The organism is Echinicola strongylocentroti (genome assembly GCF_003260975.1).
GTDB classification, from domain to species: domain Bacteria; phylum Bacteroidota; class Bacteroidia; order Cytophagales; family Cyclobacteriaceae; genus Echinicola; species Echinicola strongylocentroti.
In genome coordinates this window covers 1,600,739-1,625,424 of sequence record NZ_CP030041.1, presented here as the reverse complement: position 1 = coordinate 1,625,424, position 24,686 = coordinate 1,600,739, and the positions used below count along the sequence as shown (strand labels likewise).

The 24,686-nt window shown below is 48.9% G+C and carries 1 protein-coding gene; it reads left to right on the top strand.

The features are described from left to right. Positions 1-3: 3 nt before the first annotated feature. Positions 4-24,609 carry a DUF7507 domain-containing protein gene (locus DN752_RS06040; RefSeq protein ID WP_112783117.1) on the top strand — a complete coding sequence of 8,202 codons (24,606 nt, stop codon included), beginning with the start codon at positions 4-6 and terminating at the stop codon, positions 24,607-24,609. The last annotated feature ends 77 nt before the right edge of the window (positions 24,610-24,686 follow it).

The window sequence follows — 24,686 nt, the reverse complement described above, 5'->3', positions numbered from 1 at the left end:
ACTATGAAGATTGTTTTGAGTGCATTTTCATTTCTACTGTATTTTTTGGTAGGAGGAGCTTATCCTGTATTGGGCAGTGAGGGGACTGAATTGTTTTATATTGATGCCAAGGTAACTGACGTTGCCTATGTTTCGGATAATAATGAATCGGGCGTTTTCCATCTTTTCAGCCATGGCAAGAGCGGGGAGCTGTTGTTGGATGGAGAGTGGAAGGGGATGACAGTGATATCCAAGTTTTTGGAGGAGAAGCTAGCGCAGTCCCGTCAATCCGTACATCAGGTCAATATCTATGGATGTGAGTTTGCCAAAGGAGAAAAGGGAAAAAGGGCGGTAGCTTATTTAGAAGAAAAGTTAGGAATCATCATTGCCGCATCTACAGACCTTACTGGGGTGGATGGGGATTATTTTTTGGAAGTAGGGCAGGAGAACGGTGCTCGTTTTTTTAAGAATTTCTCGGGCAATTTACAGTGTGCAGGTGTGGTAGGTGGCACAGCGGATACAGATGATTTTGATGGTGATGGTGTGTGCAATGACGTAGATATCGATGATGATAATGACGGGGTGTTGGATTTGGATGAGATGACCTGCCTTGAAGTCCAAAATGTAAACCTAACGGAAGGTTTGGGGACAGGAAACCATGATCAAGATACTTGGTTAGCTGAATATGGACTTCGCATTACTCATGTGGAAACCACTACCTATACCAGCAATACAGATTATTTTAATGTGATAAATCATACTTCATGGGCTCAGTACGGAGATGCTGATGGCAGAATGATCTACAATGGAACGGGGGTTAGTATTAAGTTTATCAATCGCCATGACGGGGTGACAAAAGAAGTGACCAAGCGTTTTGCTATTTACAGCGATCCGTCGCCAGCAGGTAATGTAAGGGTAATCGCTAGGGATGTCGATGGAAATGTGATTGTAGATAGAATGGATCCTGATGGTCAGCAGCATGTGGTGACCACGGATGATACCGGAGGGATTATGATTCATGAGTTGGTGTTCGCTAACGGATCTTCTGCAATAGACCTGGCTTCTGTAAGCGGCCAATGTGCAGATATTGATACAGACGGGGATGATATTCCAAACCGACTAGATTTGGATAGTGATGGCGATGGCTGTAGTGATAGTTATGAGGCAGGAGCCATTGCTTCAGAAATTAGTAATCACCAATTTACAGGTGCGGACAGTAACGGTGATGGATTGGTGGATGCAGTGGACGCCGACCAAGATGGAATCCCTGATTATACCAGTACTTACGGTTTATATGCACTAAGTGATAATCTTGACCTTTGTGCGGATACCGACGGAGATGGCATAGGGGATATTGTGGATATCGATGACGATAATGACGGGGTGCTGGACGCTACCGAAAGCCCTGATTGTTTTTATTCAAAAGTGGCTTTTGTAGGCGCGTCGACTACACTGACCAATTACAGTACGAGTTCATCTTATTTATTTTCAGAACTATATGATGGTGTCACCGATGATATCGCAAGTTATGGGGCTAATGGGACAGCAATAGACGGTGAAACGATCTATGAAATGGAGTTGGAGTTTGCTACTGAGCTGACTTCCATTGATGTGGTTTTTAGTTATAATATTTTCCAAAGTAGTGCAACGTTTAAATGGCAGGCTTATGATGGTACCGCTTGGGTGGATGTGACAGGGGAATTAAGTGAAGCTCAAGCTACCAATGACACCTACAGCTATGTCTTTTCCCAAACAGGCACGTTGTATACCCGATACAGACTATTGGGTATATCTGGAAACACCTATTATAACCGAATTTATGAGATCGTTCCCCATGTCGAAAATTTTGTATCCTCACAATATCCCAAAGCAGAATGTACCAATGATTATGATGGGGATGGGGTATATAACCACCATGATCTCAATAGTGATGGAGATACTTGCAGCGATAGTTATGAGGCAGGGGCTATAACTTCAGAAAATGTCAATAACCAATTTACGGGAGCGGACAGAAACAGTGACGGCTTGGTGGATGCCGTGGATGCCGACCAAGATGGAATTCCTGATTATACCAGTACTTACGGATTCTATGCATTAAGTGATAACCTTGACCTATGTGCAGATACCGATGGGGATGGCATAGGGGATATTGTGGATATCGATGACGATAATGATGGGGTGCTGGATGCTACCGAAAGTCCTGATTGTTTCTATGCTGCCTCGGAGGTAGCTTTTGTGAATGCGAGCACCTCGCTGACCAATTACAGTACGAATGCGGCCTATGCATTTGAGGAATTATATGATGGCATCACCAATGATATTGCAAGCTATGGGGCAAATGGGACAGCGATAGCTGGAGAAACGATCTATGAGCTGGAGTTGGCCTTTGCTACGGAGCTGAGTTCCATTGATGTTATTTTCAATTATAGCATTTTCCAAAATGGGGCAACCTTCAAATGGCAAGCCTTTAATGGTACGACTTGGGTGGATGTGACAGGAGAACTGGCTGAGAGTCAGGCGACCAACAACACTTACAGCTATGTCTTGTCCCAAACGGGTGCTTTTTATACCCGATACAGGCTATTGGGCATATCAGGAAATACCTATGAAAATAGGATTTATGAGATCGTTCCCCATGTGGAAAACTTTGTACCATCACTGTATCCCAAAGCCGAATGCACCAATGATTATGATGGGGATGGCGTGTATAATCACCAAGCTACCGATAGTGACGGAGATGGCTGTAGTGACAGTTATGAGGCAGGGGCTATTGATGCTGAAATCATCGATCACCAATTTACGGGAGCGGACAGTAATGGTGATGGATTGGTGGATGCCGTGGATGCTGACCAAGATGGCATCCCTGATTATACCAGTACTTACGGATTCTATGCCCTAAGTGATAACCTTGACCTGTGTGCAGATACTGATGGTGATGGTATAGGGGATATCGAGGATATTGACGATGATAATGACGGGGTGCTGGATGCTACCGAAAGTCCTGATTGTTTTTATGCAGCTTCTGAGGTAGCTTTTGTGGATGCGACCACCTCGCTGACCAATTACAATACGAATACAGCCTATTCATTTGAGGAATTATATGATGGTATCACCAATGATGTCGCAAGCTATGGGTCAAATGGGACAGCGATAGCCGGAGAAACGATCTATGAGCTGGAGTTGGCCTTTGCTACGGAGCTGAGTTCGATTGATGTTATTTTCAATTATAGCATTTTCCAAAATGGAGCAACCTTCAAATGGCAAGCCTTTAATGGTGCGGCTTGGGTGGATGTGACAGGGGAGCTGAGTGAAACACAAACTACCAATAACACTTTCAGCTATGCCTTTTCCCAAACGGGTGCTTTTTATACCAGATACAGGCTATTGGGCATATCTGGAAATACCTATTATAACCGAATTTATGAGATCGTTCCCCATGTGACCAATTTTGTCTCCTCAAGTTATCCTAAAGAGGAATGTGACAATGACCCGAATGGAGATGGTCTGTATGATCATCAGGATCCCGATAGTGACGGTGATGGCTGTAGTGACAGTTATGAGGCAGGAGCCATTGATGCTGAAGTCACCGATCACCAGTTTACGGGAGCGGACAGTAACGGTGACGGTTTGGTGGATGCCGTGGACAGTGATGGAGACGGACTAGTGGATTATACCTCTACCTATTTCATGGCTGATAATATGGCGCTGGATAAGTGCGCCGATACGGACGGTGACGGGATTTCGGATTTGTTGGATATCGATGATGATAATGATGGGGTGCTGGATTCGGAAGAGACGAGCGATGATTGTGGTTACCTTGGCGGAGATGATCTGTCAAGGTACACTTTCAATAACGATACACAGGTCAATGCGGATTTTACCGACAATAACCTTACCCTAAACAGGATCAGTGGATCATGGGTTTCTACCTATAGTGATCAAACTGTAAGTGCTCCTTTATATCTTGAATTTACGGTGGACAATGTGAATTCAGCTTCCATGATAGGGATCATCGGGGAAAGTGCCAATCAAACCACGACCAACTGGAACGACCAGAGTCATAAGTTCAATTTCAGCAATAGTACCAGTTATGATATCAAGGATTTTGGGGGGAGTTCTAATGGTAGCACTTACGAGTCAGGTGATGTTTTTAGTATAGAGGTGGATGAGAGTGGTAACTTGAGCATGAAGCGCAATGGTGAGGAAGTCTATGCTGATGTGGTTTCCAGTACTCATTTCAGGTTGGTGCTTTCTACGTCGAATACGACGCCAAAGACCTATAGCAATATGGTTTTTGGAAACCCTGAAAACATGACCTATTCCTGTGAGGACATTGATACCGATGGAGACGGAACGTCCAATAGACTGGACACGGATAGTGATGGGGACGGTTGTTGGGATGCCCTCGAAGCTGGGGTCACTACTGATCCTGATTTCATCAGTTTTGATGGGTCCAATGTCGGGGCAAATGGATTTGAGGATACCCTTGAGACGGCTCCCGAAAGCGGTCTTTATAATAATTTTTATACCTACTATTATGCGGCGAATGATGCGCTGAGAATGTGCGCCGATACGGACGGAGACGGCGTTTATGATTTTACAGATGTGGATGATGACAATGACGGCATCCTGGATGTGAACGAAGGGTACGGCTGTACAGATCCTACCTGTGAAAACTTACCTGAATATAGGGCAGTGCAGTGGACTTCTCATAATACCACTACCAATACGGCAGTTGGTTATATCATCATCGACGGTGAACAAATTGACGTTACTTACCAAGGAGATGTAAGGAGCCTTACAGGTGCCAGTGTTATTTCCGACTCTGATCAATACTGTATTGTCCCTTCAGAAACGGGGGCAAGTCAAATTATTTACAGCTATAACGGAGTGGACGTTACCCACACTTTTACGTTTTCCAGACCTATACAGAATCCTATTTTTCAGGTCTATTCTTTGGGAAGAGGCAATACCGTGGATCCCAATAACGCGGGAGTGGTGACCTTTACTTTTCCGGAGGGTATTGATTTTGATATTATTGCCAGCAATGATTATCTGGTGAAACAACCGGGAAGAAGGCTTATCGGTGGAGAGGGGAATGGTAGTGTGATGGTGAAAGTAAATGGAACGGAATTTTCCATGGTATCCAATCAGAGTGAAGTTTGGTCGGGTCTTACCGTGGCGTTACCCGTGGAGGTGGATAGTTTTTATGATTGTGCAGGTAGGGATACCGATGGTGACGGGGTGATGGATCACCTTGACTTGGACAGCGATGGCGATGGCTGTAGTGATGCCTATGAAGCAGGTGTGATTCAGACAGAATCGGCCGACTTTACCTTCGGAGAAACCATCACCGATACCAATGGTGATGGACTTCATGAAGGGGATGGGGTAGATCCCGATGCGGACGGTTTGCCAGATTATAAATACCTGCCCTATGCATACGATAGTACGGTGAGGCTATGTGATGATGTGGATGGCGATGGGGTGCCGGATTTGTTGGATATCGATGATGATAATGACGGTGTCTTGGATGCGATGGAAAGCCCGAGTTGTTTTTATTCCCTGAGTGAGGCTTCCAGGGTTTTGGAGGTTACTTCCGACTTGAATTTGGAAAGTGACTCCAGACCCCTTACCAATGCCTACGATGGTGATAACTCTACCAGTAGCTATACAGGAGTTCGGAATAACCAAAATGCGATCGATAGGGCGATTTATGAAATTGTTCCTGTTACACCGATCGCCATTTCCTCGATAGATTTTTCGATGTACAACTATGCCTTTACCAGCGGGACGGCCAATACCGTAAAGCTGCAGGGATACAATGGAATAAAATGGGTCGACCTAGGACCTGCTGCCAATCGTACGGAGACCAATGATATCGAATCTTTCGAAAACACCCTTCATCCAAACGACAAGTTTTTCAAATTTCGGATTACAGGAGAGGAAGGAATCGTGTACTATGCCAGGGTACAGGAGATTTTTATCAATGTCGCCGGAAGTGCTTCCCAATACCCCAAGGCTTCTTGTGACAGTGACCTGGACGGAGATGGGGTCCCTAATCACTGGGATACCGATGCTGATGGGGACGGCTGTTTCGATGCCTTCGAGGCAAGTGCAACGACTGACTCAAGTATAGAAACGATCACTGGAGAGGTGGGAAGCAATGGGCTGGTGGATGCCTTGGAGACCGCTGCAGATTCAGGAGTGATCAATTACACTTCCACCTACCAAAAATACGGCGTATACAGTTTCCAAAATGTATGCTTGGACACCGATGGTGATGGGCTGAATGACGTAGAAGATATCGATGATGACAACGATGGCGTGCTGGATATCGATGAAGGAAATTACTGTCAGAAAATAGGTAGAAATATACGTGTCGGCTACTTGGACACAGGAGCAGGAGATGACGGTTTGACCGAAGACCTATTGCTGAACCTGAATAATTTTGGGTATCAAGGGGTTTATGATAATGTGCGTGGCATCACCTTGGTACCTTATGCGGCGACTGGGGATATCACGGAGTCCCGTTTGGTCACTGACCAGATTGATGTGTTTTATGTTGGGTCTACTGCAGGAGATGGGGATAATAGCCCTACGTACTCAGGAAAAGTCCCCTCTTCCGTCAACAATGCTCTCCAAAGCTGGGCAAGAAATCACGGGAAAGGAATATTTGCTATCCAAAACAATGCAATTGATTTTGGCTATACGTTGACCAATAATAATAGCAATCCTAACGTACCCGTAGGTGCAATTGGAAATGATGTGTTTACCAATGGGTATTGGCCAGCAAGTTCGCTTAACCAAACGGGGACAGTTCAGATGACCATTGGATCCAATACGCGCCCGTATGAGGTGCTGATGCAAGATGCCAATGGCAGGCCTGTAGTGGTCTCTGACTTGGAATATAACTTGGTGATTTTTCCAGATGCGACCATTTATATCAATGAGGGAAATACCGCTGAGCCCGATACTGATGATGTGAAAGTGATCGCTGATACTTGGAGCTATGTGCTGGATAGGGTGTTGGCGCCTATTTGTACTACCCGTGATACCGATGGAGATGGCATTCCAGACCATTTGGATCCGGACAGTGATGGGGATGGCTGTAGTGACGCCTATGAGTCGGGTGCCATCAGCGATCCAGCTGAGCCAGGAGATTTTTCGTTTGCGACGGAAGTAGGTACAACGACCGACCAAAACGGTGACGGGTTGGCGGATATCGTAGATGCAGACCAAAACGGTCTTCCGGATTATAATAGCACCTATGAATTGCAAGGGCTTGATGATACTAGAAATGCGTGCTTTGATTATGATGGTGATGGCATCCCTGATGTGGTCGATATCGATGATGATAATGACGGTATCCCTGATGAGACAGAGGGACATAGCTGTATCTCATCCCAGCAGCAGTTTGTCAGAATAGGATACCTGGATACTTCTACCGGCGCAAATGGATTGATGATCAACATGCTAAGCAATCCGGATAATTTTGGCCCGACAGGAACGTATGATAAGATAGGCGGAATTGAATTTGTTCCTTTTGCAAGTGAGGCAGATATTACGGAGGCTAGTCTAGTTGAAAATGAAGTGGATATTTTTTACGTCGGATCCGGTACTGGAAATGGTGGAAATAACCCAAGCTATTCTGAAAAGGTTTCTTCTGCCTTAAACAATGTGCTATTGTCATGGGCGGAAAATAGGGATAAGACGATTGTCGCCCTTCAAAACAATGCCGTGGATTATGGTTTTTTATTGAACGCAAACAATGAAAACCCCGATGTGCCGTATGGTACACTCGGTGATCAGGTATTTACCAATGGATACTGGCCGGTGAGCTCATTCAGTCAATCAGGTACGGTACAAATGACCGTAAATTCCCTGACCCGTAATTATACTACAGCCATGGTGGATGATGAAGGCAAGTCCACTTTGGTACAGGATAGGGATAGAAGAGTAGTGATTATACCTGACGCTACCATCTTTGCGAATAATGAAACCACAAGCACTATCGGTACCGATGAGACGATGATGGTGGCCGCGGATGTGTTTGCCTTTGTTTTGGATGTTTCGTACTCCAGTGAATGTGTCGAAATAGATACGGATGAAGATGGTATTCCTGATCACTATGACCTTGACAGTGATGGGGACGGCTGTCCAGATGCCACGGAAGGTGATGGAGGATTGACCAAATTGGACCTAGCGACCTCAGCAATGGAGGGAGGAAACTCAGGTGGTAGTTATAATGGCTACGCTGGTCCTGTCATAGATAACCTGGGCAATGATGTGGATAGTGATGGAGTGCCCCTAGTGGCATCAGGTGGACAGACCCTGGGACAGAGCACTACTCCGGCATTGGATGAGGACGATGACAATGTCGGTGATGACTGTGACTGTTTCGATAACAATAGGACAGATACCGATGGCGATGGCGTGCCGGATTATATGGACGTGGACAGTGATAATGATGCCATCGCCGATGTGGAGGAATATACCAGTGGGCTGGACCCTTATACTGATGCGGATGCAGACGGTGTATTCCTCTACCTAGATGACAATGACGCTGATAATACTATTGGTGATGTGGATGGCTTGGTTCAGCCGGGTTTTGATACGGATGGAGACGGTATTGCCAATCACCTTGATCTGGACAGCGATAATGACGGGATACCGGATAGTGTAGAAGCAGGTGGGGACAATACCTTGGCTGTCTGTGCTTATGGGGATGGAAATGTCATCGACCCGAGCACCCTCTGTGAGTCAGGCGCACCGGCCGAAGGCTTGGTCGTACCGATCAATACGGATGGAGCCGATGATCCCGACTTCCTTGATTTGGACAGTGATAATGATACCTGCCCTGATGGGCTTGAAGAAGGCTATGATCCTACCTCCATCAATACAGGGGATTTCTCCACTGTTACTCCAAGTGATATCAATGCCAATGGTATCGTTCTCCTTGTGGGCTGCGCGAGTCCTTCCAGCACCGATTGGATAGATGATGCCATCAGTGACGCCTGTTGTGAGTTGGACGAAAGCACCTTGGTGGCGGCGCCATTTGGCCCTACGACTTGCTCTCCGGCCAATGATGGCATGATCACCGTTTCGGGTGGCAATATGCTGCCAACTACGGAATATAGTGTAACCTACGTGCTGGACGGAGGAGCAGCCTCTGCTCCGGTAAACATTCCGACGGATGCCAATGGCGATTTGGCCATTCCCGATTTGGTGCCGGGAGAATATACCTCCATTACCATTACCTCTACATTGTACCCTTCTATTTGTATAGCAGTGGTGCAGGATCCTGCTGTTACAGTCGTTCCTGAGTTTGTGGATGATTTTTTAGTGGAGGTAACAGCAATTGTCGATGTACAATGTTTTGGAGGAAGCGATGGACTCATCGATATTACGGCCAGCGGAGGAAGTGGGAATTACAGCTATACCTGGACAGCCACCAGTGGTGGAGGGATTATAGCAGGAGCTGCAGACCAATCCACTTTGCAGACTGGTGTGTACAATGTAACGGTGACCGATGACAATACCCTTTGTGCAATCACCCTTTCAGATATTACAGTTGGTCAGCCTGCTGAAGCCGTGTCGGGTACTGCCACACCTACCGATGTCCTTTGTTTTGCAGGTAATACGGGAGCCATTGACCTGACGCCTACTGGAGGCTCGGGAACCTATTCTTATAGGTGGAGCACTGCAGATGGAAATATCCCCGTTGGGCAACGTACAGTGGAAGATCCTTCTGGTCTTCGGGCAGGTACCTATACCGTGGAGATCACCGATGGCAATGGCTGTACCAATCCTGCTCCTGTCAGTGTGACCATTTCGCAGCCTTCTGCGCCCGTATCAGGTAGTACCGTTCAGACGGACATTGCCTGTAGCGGCGGTGCTACGGGAGCCATTGACCTGACACCTGAAGGAGGTACAGGAGCTTACTCCTACGCTTGGAGTACTGCCGATGGCACTATCCCTGCCGGGCAGGAAGCTACCGAAGACCCTAGTGGCCTTACCGTAGGGACTTATACCGTGGTCATCACCGATGCCAATGGCTGTACCAACCCTACGGCCATTGACGTGACCTTAATTGAGTCTCCGGAATTGGTATTGGAAGAGGTACAATCAGCACATACCAATGTTTCTTGTTCGAGCCCTGATACAGGAGCATTTACGGTGGAAGCAGAAGGAGGTTCGGGAACGGGTTATGAATACAGTATCGATAATTTTGCGACTTCGAATACCACTGGATCCTTCACCGGCTTGCCTGCTGGGCAGTACGACGTATTGGTGAGGGATAATAACGGCTGTGTGATCCCAGTATCATTCCCCGTGATTATCGAACAGTACTGTGTCGAGGCCGAAAAAACCCAGACCCTTATCGATGGGGGCACCGCTCCTGGAGATAGGGTCAGTTATACCATAACCGTTACCAATATAGGTACAGCGGAGCTCAGGAATATTGACTTTACGGAGTCCTTTACCGATGCCCTTGGGGCAGGGAGGACGTTGGATAGCGGGCCTACCTTCGAGAGCGCCAGTGCGGGTAGCAGTGCCAGTGTCTTGGCGCCGAATGGATCAGCTACCTACACCGCCAATTACACCCTCACCCAGAAAGACGTGGATGCAGGGGGATTGTCCAATAGTGTGGTAGTGGAAGCTGCGAGTGCAGATGGCAAGACCAATGTAAGTGACATTTCCGACGATGGGGATGATGCCGATGGCAATACTGAAAGCGACGCAACGATATTGACAATTGTCGAAGCACCCTCCTTGGAATTGATAAAAACTGCTTCGATGACCGATCCTGATGGAGATGGGGCGATATCAGCAGGAGATGTGGTCCGATACACCTTTGTGCTGACCAATACTGGCAATGTTACCGTGAGTGGATTGACCGTGACAGATGCCCTGACTGATCAGGAAGGCCAAGCCCTGTCGCTGACGACACCGATAGCATTTGTGGGAAGTACGGGTGACAGTGACGGTACTACTATTGCCCCAGGAGAAGAAATTACCTATCGGGCGACTTATGAAATGACCCAGTCCGATATTGATGCAGGTGGCGTAAGCAACACGGCTACCGTGCAGGGCACTACCGATCAAGGAACCAATGTACCGGATGTCTCTGATGATGGTGATCCTGGAAATGGTGATGACAACCCTACGGAAACTACCGTAACGCCCGTAGCCGCTGTTACCTTGGTGAAAACTGCCGGACCGGTAGATGACCTTGATGATAATGGGCAGGATGAAGGTGACCGGATCACCTATACCTTCAGAATTGAGAATACCGGAAATGTTACAGTGAGCAATTTGACCCTTACGGATGACCTTTTCCCTGCTGGTACAAGTCTTGTGCTGGACGAGACATCTCTCATCCCGGGACAAGTGAGTAATTTCTCAGTTGCCTATTTTATCCTACAAGAGGACATAGATAGTGGCTCCATCACCAATTCGGCTACAGTAAATGGAACGGATCCCGATGGAGGAGCCGTTACTGATATTTCCGATGATGGCAATACTGATGCTGGTGATACGGGAGCAGACCCCACGATTGTTGATCTTGAGGTAGAGGCGGAATTGTCATTAGTGAAAATCGCCACCTTCAATGATGAAAATAATGACGGCCTAGCTCAACAGGGAGAAACCATTTCGTACAGCTTCACGGTGACCAATACGGGCAATATCACTGTCGACAACCTGACGATTGATGATGCGGTATTGGGGATTAGTGGGGCAGCGATTTCTCCAGTGGACCTTGGCCCTGGAGAAGAAGGGACGATCGCAGATGCCACGTACACCATCCAGCAAGCGGATATTGATGCAGGCGAGTTCAGTAATACCGCTACCGTAACAGGAGAGCGAATGGATGATGGTGCGGAAGTAACGGATATTTCCGATGACGGTAACCCTACCAATGGAGGAAACAACCCATCCATTATTGAGTTTGATCAGGAACCGGCCCTTTCATTACTGAAAGAAGGTGTCTATAGCGATCAAAATGGCGATGGTGTCACCAATACAGGGGATATCATCACCTATACCTTTACGGTGACCAATAGTGGGAATGTCACCGTCGATAACTTCACCTTAACAGATGACTTTTTGCCCGCAGGGACTGACCTGACGTTGTCTGCTACAAGTATTGAGCCTACCGAAACGGCCACTGCGACCGTGGAATATACCCTTACCCAGGCCGATATGGATGCCGGTGAGGTGAGTAACTTGGCCACGGTGACTGGCCAAGGGACAAATGATGAGGAGGTCACTGCCGAATCTGATAATGGTGACGGCACCGGAGCCACTGTGGTGCCACTGGAAATGTCACCTTCCATGGCTCTGGTCAAAACCGCTACCATCGAAGATACCAATGCTACTACCCGAAACGATGCCGGTGACGTAATCACCTACACCTTTACCGTGACCAATACCGGTAACGTGACCATCAATCTCTTGAAGATTGTAGATCCTTCGATAGGAATTTCCAATTTGGGAATCACACCATCTACTTTGGCTCCTGGGGAGGTCGGCACTGCCACCAGCGAGTACACGATTACCCAGGCTGATATGGATGCAGGGGAGGTCACTAACCAAGCCACTGTTTCTGGGACTGATCCAGAGGGTGGGACTGTCGAAGAAGATTCCGATGATGGTGATAATGGAAATGGAGATAATAACCCGACCATTACTCCATTGGATCAGCAGCCGGGCATCAATGCCAGAAAAACCCAAGCAGTGGCAGATAGTAACGGCGACTTGGTCACTGGAGGGGTAGGCGACCGGATTTCTTATACCATCATGGTCGAAAACACCGGAACCGTCACCATGACAGGTGTCAGTGTAGTGGATACATTTGTGGACTTCTTTGGTGTTACACTAACGTTGGATAGCGGACCATTCTTTGCCGGAGCGGATTCGGGAAGCCCTCAAGGCACCTTATTGCCCGGTGAAACGGCGACCTATTTTGCCTTCTATACCATCACCCAAAGTGATGTGGATGCAGGAGGGGTGAGCAATAGCGTCGAAGTGACCACGACGGCACCAGATGGAAGTACTGTTACGGATGTCTCCGATGACGGAAATGATGCGGATGGCAATACGGAAGACGATACTACTGACTGGGTCATCCCGGCTGATCCCTCCTTGAAAACGGTGAAAACTGCCTCCATTGCTGATGTGGACAATAGTAATAGTACCAATGCTGGTGATGTGATTACCTATACGATTACGGTCCTAAATACTGGTAACATCACCGTTTCCAGCATTGCTATTACCGATACACCGACAGATGCGGACGGCAATCCGTTGACATTGGATAGTGCTCCGGCTTTTGTGAGTGCAGACGGTGGTAGTGCGGAAGGAACGGTTACCCCAGGTGAAACGGCCACTTACACGGCTACCTATACCCTGACCCAGAGCGAAATAGATGCAGGTGGGGTGATCAACAGCGCACTTGCAGAAGGAACAGACTCGCAGGGAGGAGATGTAGCTGATAGCTCCGATGATGGCGATGATAGTGATGGCAATACAGAGGACGACCCTACCGAAAGCTTGATAGCCAAAGCGCCTTCCCTGACCTTGATAAAAGCAGTCAGCAATATCGCTGATACCGATGGTAGTGGAGACAATAACGCCGGAGATGTGGTGACATACCTGTTCACTGTTACCAATAGCGGTAATGTGACCATTGATAATCTCTTGCTGACGGATGACTTTTTGCCAGGAAGTGCTGATCTGACAGTTTCTCCAGCGACACTTTCGCCGGGTGAAGAAGCCGTGGTGACGGTGGATTACGCACTTACCCAAGTGGATATTGATAACGGTGAAATTGTAAACTCAGCAACTATAAGTGGTGAAGACCCTGACGGGGAATCTTTATCGGATATTTCGGATGACGGTAACCCTGCAGATTCACCGATTGATCCAGATGCTGATGGGGACAATGACCCAACGGTTATCAACTTATCCACTGAAGCGTCCATTAGCTTTGATAAACTGGCCACTTTCAATGATGAAAATGGGGATGGCTTTGTCAATGCAGGGGAGACCATTACCTATGACTTTACGGTAAGAAATACCGGTAATATCACGGTCGAAAACATCTCCTTTGATGATCCAGATCTAGGGATTTCAGGAGGCGCTATTACACCTTCAAGACTAGGCCCCGATCAGACCGGAACCGGTGCTTCTGCGGTGTACACGATTACCCAGCAGGATATTGATGATGGTTTTGTGACGAATACAGCTTTGGCTAATGCCGACCGGGTAGATGGTAATGGTGCTGTAGAGGATATTTCTGATGATGGAAATATCAACAATGGAACCGATAATCCTACCAGAACCGATTTTGTGCAGCGTGCTTCTCTACAAATGCAAAAAACAGGCACCTACGTGGATCTTAATGGAGACAATGTCGTGAATGTCGGCGATCAAATTACCTATGATTTTGTCGTGACCAATACAGGAAATGTGACCGTCTCAGCAATTACACTCACCGACAGCAGGATAGGGGTGGAAGTACCAGGTGAAAATCTACAGCCAAATGTGCTGGGGCCAGGTGAGCAAGGTAATCTGACAATAGATTATGTGATTACCCAGGAGGATATGGATGATGGTTTGGTGACGAATAGTGCTTCTGCCACAGGTGAAGCTCCTGATGGCGATCCAGTGGATGTTATTTCCAATGAGGTGACCACCGAATTGGCGAAAGCTCCATCACTTGAATTGATCAAGACATCAGAGGTAAAAGACACCAATGGTAGTGGAGTGGATGATGTGGGAGACCAGATCGAGTACACCTTTACGGTGACCAATACCGGGAATGTGACGGTGTCGTTATTGAAAATCGCTGATGCACCATTGGGGATTTCGAACCTGGGCATTACGCCATCCACATTGGCTCCGGGAGAAATAGGCACGGCTACTGCGTTATATGACATTTCCCAAGCCGATGTCAATGCCGGAGAAGTGGCAAACACAGCTACTGTCAGTGGTAATGATCCTGACGGGGATATGGTAACCGATGATTCCGACGATGGTGACGGCAACGGATCAACGGTAACACCTTTGGAAGAGGCTGCTGGCTTTGTCGTCATCAAAGACCAAACCGTCAACAACACGAATATGGATGCGGTTACTGGTGGTGTGGACGATGAGATCAGCTATATCATTACGGTCGAAAATACCGGAAATGTTACGTTGTCCAGCGTAGGGATAGCCGGCGATACATTTGAAGATTCGCAGGGCAATGCACTGGGCTTGAATAGTGGGCCGTCCTTTAGCGCTTCCAGTGAGGGAAGCTTGGAAGGTACCCTGAAACCAGGAGAGATCGCAACTTACATAGCCACTTACCTGATCACCCAAAATGAGGTGGATGCAGGTGGACTTTCCAATCAGGCCACGGTCACAGCTACTTCTCCTTCGGGAATGACAGAGACAGTGGTTTCGGATGATGGGGAGTCGGCCAATGGCGTGGATAACCCGACGACCTTCGCCATCCCTGAAACCGCCGAAATAGAAGCACAAAAAACCTTAAAAGGCATCAATGATGCCGATGGAAGCAATTCCAATACCGAGGGAGATGTCCTTACTTATACCATTGCCGTGACCAATACCGGAAATGTCACGGTCAATAACCTCGTCGTGGATGATACCTTTACGGATATTGACGGTACGGTATTGACATTGGACAGTGGTCCTGATTTCATAGGAGCAGACGGAGGAAGCGGTGAAGGAACACTCGTGCCTGGAGAGACAGCTACTTATGAAGTGACCTTTGTCCTTACCCAAAGTGCTATAGATGCTGGTGGCGTGGTCAATTCGGCAGATGTGAGTGGAGAGACCGTTCAAGGCACCTCGGTGAATGATGTTTCTGATGATAATGATCCGCTCAATGGCGATGATACACCGACCCCTGTGGCTTTTGATCAGGAACCGGCATTGACCATGGTCAAAACGGCAACGATCGAGGATACCAATGGAAACAGTGCAAATGATGTGGGGGACAATATTATTTACACCTTCAGGATAGAAAATACAGGTAACGTTACCGTGTCCGGTCTTGAACTGAACGATAATATGCTGCCTTCACCAATTACCTTGGCCACCACGACCCTCGGTCCTGGCGAAGTGACTTCGGTGCAGGTGAGCTATGCAATGGATCAAGACGATATCAATAATGGTCAGGTGAGCAATAGGGCGACCGTTACCGGGACGTCCCCATCAGGTGATGAAGTCAGTGACCTGTCTGATGATGGCAATGATGCTGATACGGATTTTGATGGTAATCCGGGCAATGATCCGACGATCACCAAATTACCGTCTGAAGCGAGGTTGGCACTGAACAAGACCTACACGCTCAATGACGAAAATGGCAACAGCCGTGTAGATGCCGGTGAGACCATCATCTACCATTTTGAAGTGACCAACACGGCTTATGTTACGGTCAATAACTTGGTGTTGGACGATCCGGATATGGGTATCAACGGCTTGGTAATGGCCGCAACCTTGGATCCTGGGCAGACGGTAGCCTTGCCTGTTGGCAGCGAGCCGAGTTATGTGATTACGCAAGAAGATATTAACCTTGGCAGGAAAGAAAATACGGCTACCATCACCGGTGAAGACGCCGTAAATAGTGATCCGGTCACCGACCTATCGGATGAAGGTGATCCTGCCACAGGCCCGGACAATCCTACGGTTACCCCTCTTCCTAAAGCAGCGAGTATTAGCCTTACCAAAACAGGGGTACACAATGACTCCAATAGCGATGGTTTTGCTGATGCCGGTGAGACGATGACGTATTCATTTGAAGTGGAAAATACCGGGAATGTCACCTTGGACGAGCTGTCCTTGACCGATGATTTCTTGCCGGATGGACTGGATTTGACCTTGTCACAGACAAGCCTTGATCCTGCCGAAACAGCTTTGGCAGAAGTGGACTATGCCCTTACCCAAGAAGATATTGACGCTGGTGGAATCCTCAACATTGCAGAGGTGGAAGGAGTAGATCCTGCAGGGGTGTCGGTGACCGATACGGGAGAATTTGACCAGACATTTGTCGCAGCTCCTGAGCTGGAACTGATCAAAGTGTCCAGCGCTCCAGGGGACGCCAATAACAGCGGCATGCTGGATGCAGGAGACACGATCAAATATACCTTCACGGTGACCAATAACGGTAACGTGACAGTAGATATTATTACCATTGCAGATCCTAGGCTTCCTGTAAGCAACTTGGCAGTGGTTCCTCAGCAGATTGGGCCTGGCGAACAAGGTACTGCACAATACACCTATTCACTGACACAAGCAGACCTGGACGCTGGAACCATTTCCAATTCCGCCACGGTCAATGGTACTGATCCATCAGGAGTTCTAGTGGAAGATGTTTCTGATCACGGGTCCGGTGATGGTGATGATCCGACTGACACGAGCTTGGATCAATTGCCAGGAATAGAAGCAGAAAAAACTCAAACCATCGATGATACCAATGGAGATGGTGTCACTGGAGGAGTGGATGATGAAATCCATTACCGTATCACAGTGACCAATACCGGCAACGTAACCCTGACCAATGTGGGCGTTACGGATGATTTCCAAGATGCCAATGGGGATCCGCTGACCTTGGACAGCGGGCCTGATTTTGACGGTTCCCAGTCCGATAATGTGGAAGGTGCCTTGGCACCAAAAGAAGTGGCGGTTTATACGGCAGTATATACCATTACCCAAGATGTGCTCAATGTCGGTGGAGCGAGCAACAGTGCCACGGCGGAAGGTACCGCTCCTGATGCCTCGATTGAGACGGATGTCTCTGACAATGGAGATGATAGCGACGGCAATACTACCGATGACCGTACAAGTGTTGAATTTGAAGAGGAGGCAGCCATGGAAGCCACTAAGGAAGCAGTGGTGGCTGATACAGATGGAAGCACCACAGTGAACGCGGGAGATGAAATCACCTATACGATCACGGTGACCAATACTGGAAATGTATCACTGTTCTCGGTAAGTTTGGATGACGTCTTGCAGGATATGGACGGAAATCCGCTCACGATGAGTGCCCCTGCTTTCCAATCATCGACAGAAGGAAGTGCTGAAGGAACATTGCTGCCAGAGGAAAGCGCTGCTTATGAGGCTATCTATACCTTGACCCAAAGTGATATCGATGTGGGTGGGGTGACCAATAGTCTTACCGTATCTGGTGAGACCTTGCAAAATACACCTGCGACAGACCTTGCTGATGATGGGGATGACACGGATGGCAACACTGAAAATGACCCAACCGAAATAGTGATAACGGAACGTCCGGCAATGGAAGCTACCAAGACTATGGCGATGAACGACATAGATGGCAGCACCACACCAACAGCTGGAGACCAAATCATTTACACTATCGAAATTGTCAATACAGGAAGTGTTACCCTCAATGGAGTGGACATGGTAGAGGACTTTGTCGATGGCAGGGGCAGGGCGTTGACGCTCACCTCAGGACCAGACTGGATCTCAAGCAGTGCGAGCAGCTCTGAAGGAACCCTTCAGCTTGGAGAAGCCGCTACCTATGAAGCTACTTATCTCCTTACCCAACAGGACATCGATGCTGGAGGTGTCAGCAACAGTGTTCAGGTAACAGGTACGAGTGTCCAAGGAACTCCTGTGGGCGATAAGTCGGATGACGGTGATGACAGTGACGGTAATACCACTAGTGATAATACCGAGTTGGTCATCGAAGAAAACCCAGGTATAGAAACGGTCAAAGCCCAACCGGACATTACCCAAAATGATGGCAATACCACATTGGATCCAGGAGATCTGCTCTCCTATCAGATTACAGTGACCAATACCGGTAATGTGACATTGAGAAATATTATCCTTTCGGATACACTTGGAAATAATAACGATGAGCTACTGAATCTGGATGATGGGCCGAGCTTTGTAAGTGCTGATCAATCCAGTTCAGAAGGATCGCTTCTGCCGGGAGAAGTGGCAACCTACACCGCTTCTTACACCCTCACGCAAGATGATATTGACGCAGGAGGGGTTTGGAACACGGCCTATGCCAACTCCATGAGTCCAAATAACATTCCATTTGCAGATAAGTCAGATGATGGTGATGATAGTGATGGCAATACCGAAAATGATTCCACGGTTACCGTTATTCCTGAATTACCGGCAATCGGACTGGTGAAGGAAGTGGTGTTTAATGATGAAAACGGTGACGGCTGTTCGGATGTCGGCGAGACCTTGGGCTATACGTTGACAGTAAGCAATACAGGGAATGTGTCACTTGGCACAATAAGACTATCGGATCCGATGATAGATGCCACATTGATCAGTTTGGTGAGCGGGGATACAGATGCGGATGGAGAGCTAGATGTAACCGAAACTTGGATTTACAATGCTGATTATCCTATTACCCAAGCTGAAATTGACAATGGATCAAGAAGTAACCAAGCTTCCGTCCGCGGCAACTCCCCCGTGGGTACAGAGGTAGCGGATATGTCGGGAACCGCATTGGATAATGATGAAGCCACCACTATTCAGCTTTGCCAAGAAAGTGACATGGCACTGGTAAAAGAGGCTTCCTTTAATGATGAGAATGGCAATGGATGTACAGAAGTAGGGGGAACGGTAACCTATCTCTTTACACTTACCAATACAGGAAATGTCTCTATCGATGAGGTAGAATTACTGGATCCATTGATTGGCACTTCTCCGATCAGCTTGATTAGTGGTGATACGGACGGGGATGGCATGTTGGATGTGCTGGAAACTTGGAGTTATGAAATCGATTATTCGATTATACAAGATGATATTGATGAAGGAAATATAAGTAATCAGGCCACTGTAGAAGGGCTGGCATTGGACGGTAATACGGTTACAGAACTGTCTGGTACCGATACTGATAATGATGCACCTACTTCCATTGATCTTTGTCAGGACGGCAATATGTCACTGAGCAAACGCGCCGAGTTGATCGACGATAACGGCAATGGTACGGCAGATGCAGGCGAGACGATCGAATACACCTTCATAGTAGAAAACAACGGTAATGTGACGCTTAGAGACATCACGATCACAGATGATAAAGTGACCGTAGAGGGAGGTCCTCTTGCGACCCTTGCGCCGAGCACGGCTGACAACACGACCTTCACGTCGAGCTATGTGGTGACGGAGGCGGATATTATTTCCGGCGGTGTGACCAACAGTGCGGTAGCGGAAGGCATTGATCCGAACGGTACGCCTGTGGAGGACACCTCCGATGATCCTGACAATCCTGCCAATGTCGATGAGGACGGCGATGGCGATGGTGAAGATCCGACAGAAACGACCACGACGCCAGTTGCAGGCAATATGTCACTTGGCAAACGCGCCGAGTTGATTGACGATAATGGCAATGGTACGGCAGATGCAGGCGAGACGATCGAGTACATCTTTATAGTGGAAAACAACGGCAATGTAACGTTGAGCAACATTACCATCACAGATGATAAAGTAACGGTGACAGGCGGCCCTCTTGCGAGCCTTGCACCGGGCACCACGGACAGCACAACCTTCACGGCGAGCTATGTGGTGACCGAGGCGGATATTATTTCCGGCGGCGTGACCAACAGTGCGGTAGCGGAAGGCATCGATCCGAACGGCACTCCGGTGGACGATATATCCGATGACCCTGACAATCCTGCCAATGTCGATGAGGACGGCGATGGCGATGGTGAAGATCCAACCGAAACGACGACCACGCCAGTTGCTGGCAATATGTCTCTTGGCAAACGTGCGGAGTTGATTGACGATAATGGCAACGGCACGGCAGATGCAGGCGAGACGATCGAGTACACCTTCATAGTGGAAAACAACGGCAACGTGACGCTGAGTGACATTACCATCACAGATGATAAAGTGGCAATAGAAGGCGGGCCGATAGCGAGCCTTGCGCCAGGAGCCACTGACAACACGACCTTCACGGCGAGCTATGTGGTGACCGAGGCGGATATCCTGTCCGGTGGCGTGACCAACAGTGCGGTAGCGGAAGGCATCGACCCGAACGGTACGCCTGTGGAGGATATATCCGATGACCCTGATAATCCTGCCAATGTCGATGAAGACGATGATGGCGATGGTGAAGATCCGACCGAAACGACCACGACGCCAGTTGCAGGCAATATGTCACTTGGCAAACGCGCCGAGTTGGTTGATGATAATGGCAACGGCACGGCAGATGCAGGCGAGACGATCGAATACACCTTCATAGTGGAGAACAACGGCAATGTAACGCTGAGCGACATCACGATCGTAGATGATAAAGTGACCGTAGAAGGCGGGCCGATAACGAGCCTTGCTCCAGGAGCCACTGACAACACGACCTTCACGGCGAGCTATGTGGTGACGGAAGCGGACATCCTATCCGGCGGCGTGACCAACAGTGCGGTAGCGGAAGGCACTGATCCGAACGGCACACCTGTGGAGGACACTTCCGATGATCCTGACAATCCCGCCAATGTCGATGAAGACGATGATGGCGATGGTGAAGATCCGACCGAAACGACCACTACGCCAGTGGACGGCAATATGTCACTGGGCAAACGCGCCGAGTTGATCGACGATAACGGCAACGGTACGGCAGATGCAGGCGAGACGATCGAGTACACCTTTATAGTGGAAAACAACGGCAACGTGACGTTGAGCAACATTACCATCACAGATGATAAAGTGACGGTGACAGGCGGTCCTCTTGCAACCCTTTCACCGGGCACCACGGACAGCACGACTTTCACGGCGAGCTATGTGGTGACGGAAGCGGATATCCTATCGGGCGGCGTGACCAACAGTGCGGTAGCGGAAGGCACTGATCCGAACGGCACTCCGGTGGACGATATATCCGATGACCCTGACAATCCTGCCAATGTCGATGAGGACGGCGATGGCGATGGCGAGGATCCGACCGAAACGACCACTATGCCAGTTGCTGGCAATATGTCTCTTGGCAAACGTGCCGAGTTGGTTGACGATAATGGCAACGGTACGGCAGATGCAGGCGAGACGATCGAGTACACCTTTATAGTGGAAAACAACGGTAACGTGACGCTGAGCAACATTACCATCACAGATGATAAAGTGACGGTGACAGGCGGTCCTCTTGCAACCCTTTCACCGGGCACCACGGACAGCACGACTTTCACGGCGAGCTATGTGGTGACGGAAGCGGATATCCTATCGGGCGGCGTGACCAACAGTGCGGTAGCGGAAGGCACTGATCCGAACGGCACTCCGGTGGAGGATATATCTGATGACCCTGACAATCCTGCCAATGTCGATGAGGACGGCGATGGCGATGGCGAGGATCCGACCGAAACGACCACTACGCCAGTTGCTGGCAATATGTCTCTTGGCAAACGTGCCGAGTTGGTTGACGATAATGGCAACGGTACGGCAGATGCAGGCGAGACGATCGAGTACACCTTTATAGTGGAAAACAACGGTAACGTGACGCTGAGCAACATTACCATCACAGATGATAAAGTAACGGTGACAGGCGGTCCTCTTGCAACCCTTTCACCGGGCACCACGGACAGCACGACTTTCACGGCGAGCTATGTGGTGACGGAAGCGGATATCCTATCGGGCGGCGTGACCAACAGTGCGGTAGCGGAAGGCATCGATCCGAACGGCACTCCGGTGGACGATATATCCGATGATCCTGACAATCCTGCCAATGTCGATGAAGACGATGATGGCGATGGTGAAGATCCAACCGAAACGATGACGACGCCAGTTGCAGGCAATATGTCTCTTGGCAAACGTGCCGAGTTGATCGACGATAATGGCAACGGCACGGCAGATGCAGGCGAGACGATCGAATACACCTTTATAGTGGAAAACAACGGTAATGTAACGCTGAGTGACATTACCATCACAGATGATAAAGTGACCGTAGAGGGCAGGCCGATAGCGAGCCTTGTGCCAGGAGCCACTGACAACACGACCTTCACGGCGAGCTATGTGGTGACGGAGGCGGACATCCTATCCGGCGGCGTGACCAACAGTGCGGTAGCGGAAGGCATCGACCCGAACGGCACTCCGGTGGAGGATATATCCGATGATCCTGACAATCCTACCAATGTCGATGAAGACGGCGATGGCGATGGCGAGGATCCGACCGAAACGGCCACGACGCCAGTGGCTGGCAATATGGCCCTGAGTAAAACAGGAGAGTTGCAGGATGAAAATGGCAATGGATATGCTGATGCAGGTGAGCGACTTATCTACCGCTTTACAATAGAGAATACGGGAAATGTCACACTAAATGATATTAGTATCAGTGATGAGAAAGTGACTGTAAACGGTGGGCCATTGTCAACGCTTGCTCCTGGGGAAGTGGATAATACTACATTCAGTGCTGAATATGTCATTAGTGCTGATGATGTTCTTTCAGGTAGTGTAAGCAACCAAGCGGTAGTTTCAGGTACGACTCCTGAGGGTGGTATCGTAACAGATGTTTCTGACGATCCTAATAATCCAACCAACGTCGATGAAGATGGTGATGGAGATGGTGAGGATGTTACAGAAACACATTTTCCTCAGCAGCCCAATATATCCCTATTGATGCGTGGTAGTTGGATCGATAGCGATGGTGACGGTTTTGCGCAGGCCGGTGAGGTCATAGAATATACCTTTACTGTGACGAATACTGGAGCTATGGCACTCAGGGGTGTTCAAATTACCAGTGAAGAAGGAGTGGTGATTGTAGGTGGACCTCTTAATGAGCTGGAACCAGGGGGAGTTGACAATACCTCGTTCATTGGCCATTATGTTTTGACAGAGGCTGATATTGAGGAAGGTATGATCATGAAAAATGCAACTGTTTCAGGCAGGACGCTAGACGGGGATATTGTCAGTGATTTCTCCGATGATCCGGACAATCCAGCGGACATTGACCATGACGGCACGGGTGACGGTGATGATCCGACGGAAGTGGACCTTCCTGTACAGCGTGTCGACCTGGTGATGACGAAGACTTCAGAAGGAGCGACGGTGTATGAGGGCAGCATCTTTACCTACCGTCTGACGGTGAGCAACGTCTCCACTTCGGCTGCGACGGGCGTGGTGCTGAGCGATGAACTCCCTGCGAACATCAGTTATGAGGACAGCCAAGCGGAGCTGGACGGCGAGGCGATCACCTTGGAGCCGACGGTGAACGGCAGCAGCGTACGCTGGGCGATAGGCAGCTTGGCGGCTGGCAGTGAGGTGGTGGTCCACTTCAGTGTGCAGGCCGAATCACCGGGCAACGTGGTGAACACGGCGGAGGTATCCTCTGATACCCCAGATGCTACGCCGACAGACAACAGTTCGACGGACATGAACGAAGTGCTTGCCTTCCGCATCCCGAACGTGATCACGCCAAACGGCGACGGCGACAATGACCGTTTCGAGATCCTGGGCATGGACAAATTTGACCGCAACGAGCTGGTGATCTTCAACAGGTACGGTGACCATGTCTATGTATCGGAGGATTACGATAACGACTGGGAGGCGATAGGGCTGATTGCGGGCACCTACTTCTATGTGCTGGAAAGCTACGAAGAGGACGGTACCAAGCACGAGTTCAAGGGCTGGATCCAGGTGATAAAGGAGTAGGCAGTATTTGGTAGCTGGTATTTAGTATCTATTCCTCCCCTCTGCGGCGGGGAGGTTAGGTGGGGTTATTTTGGAGT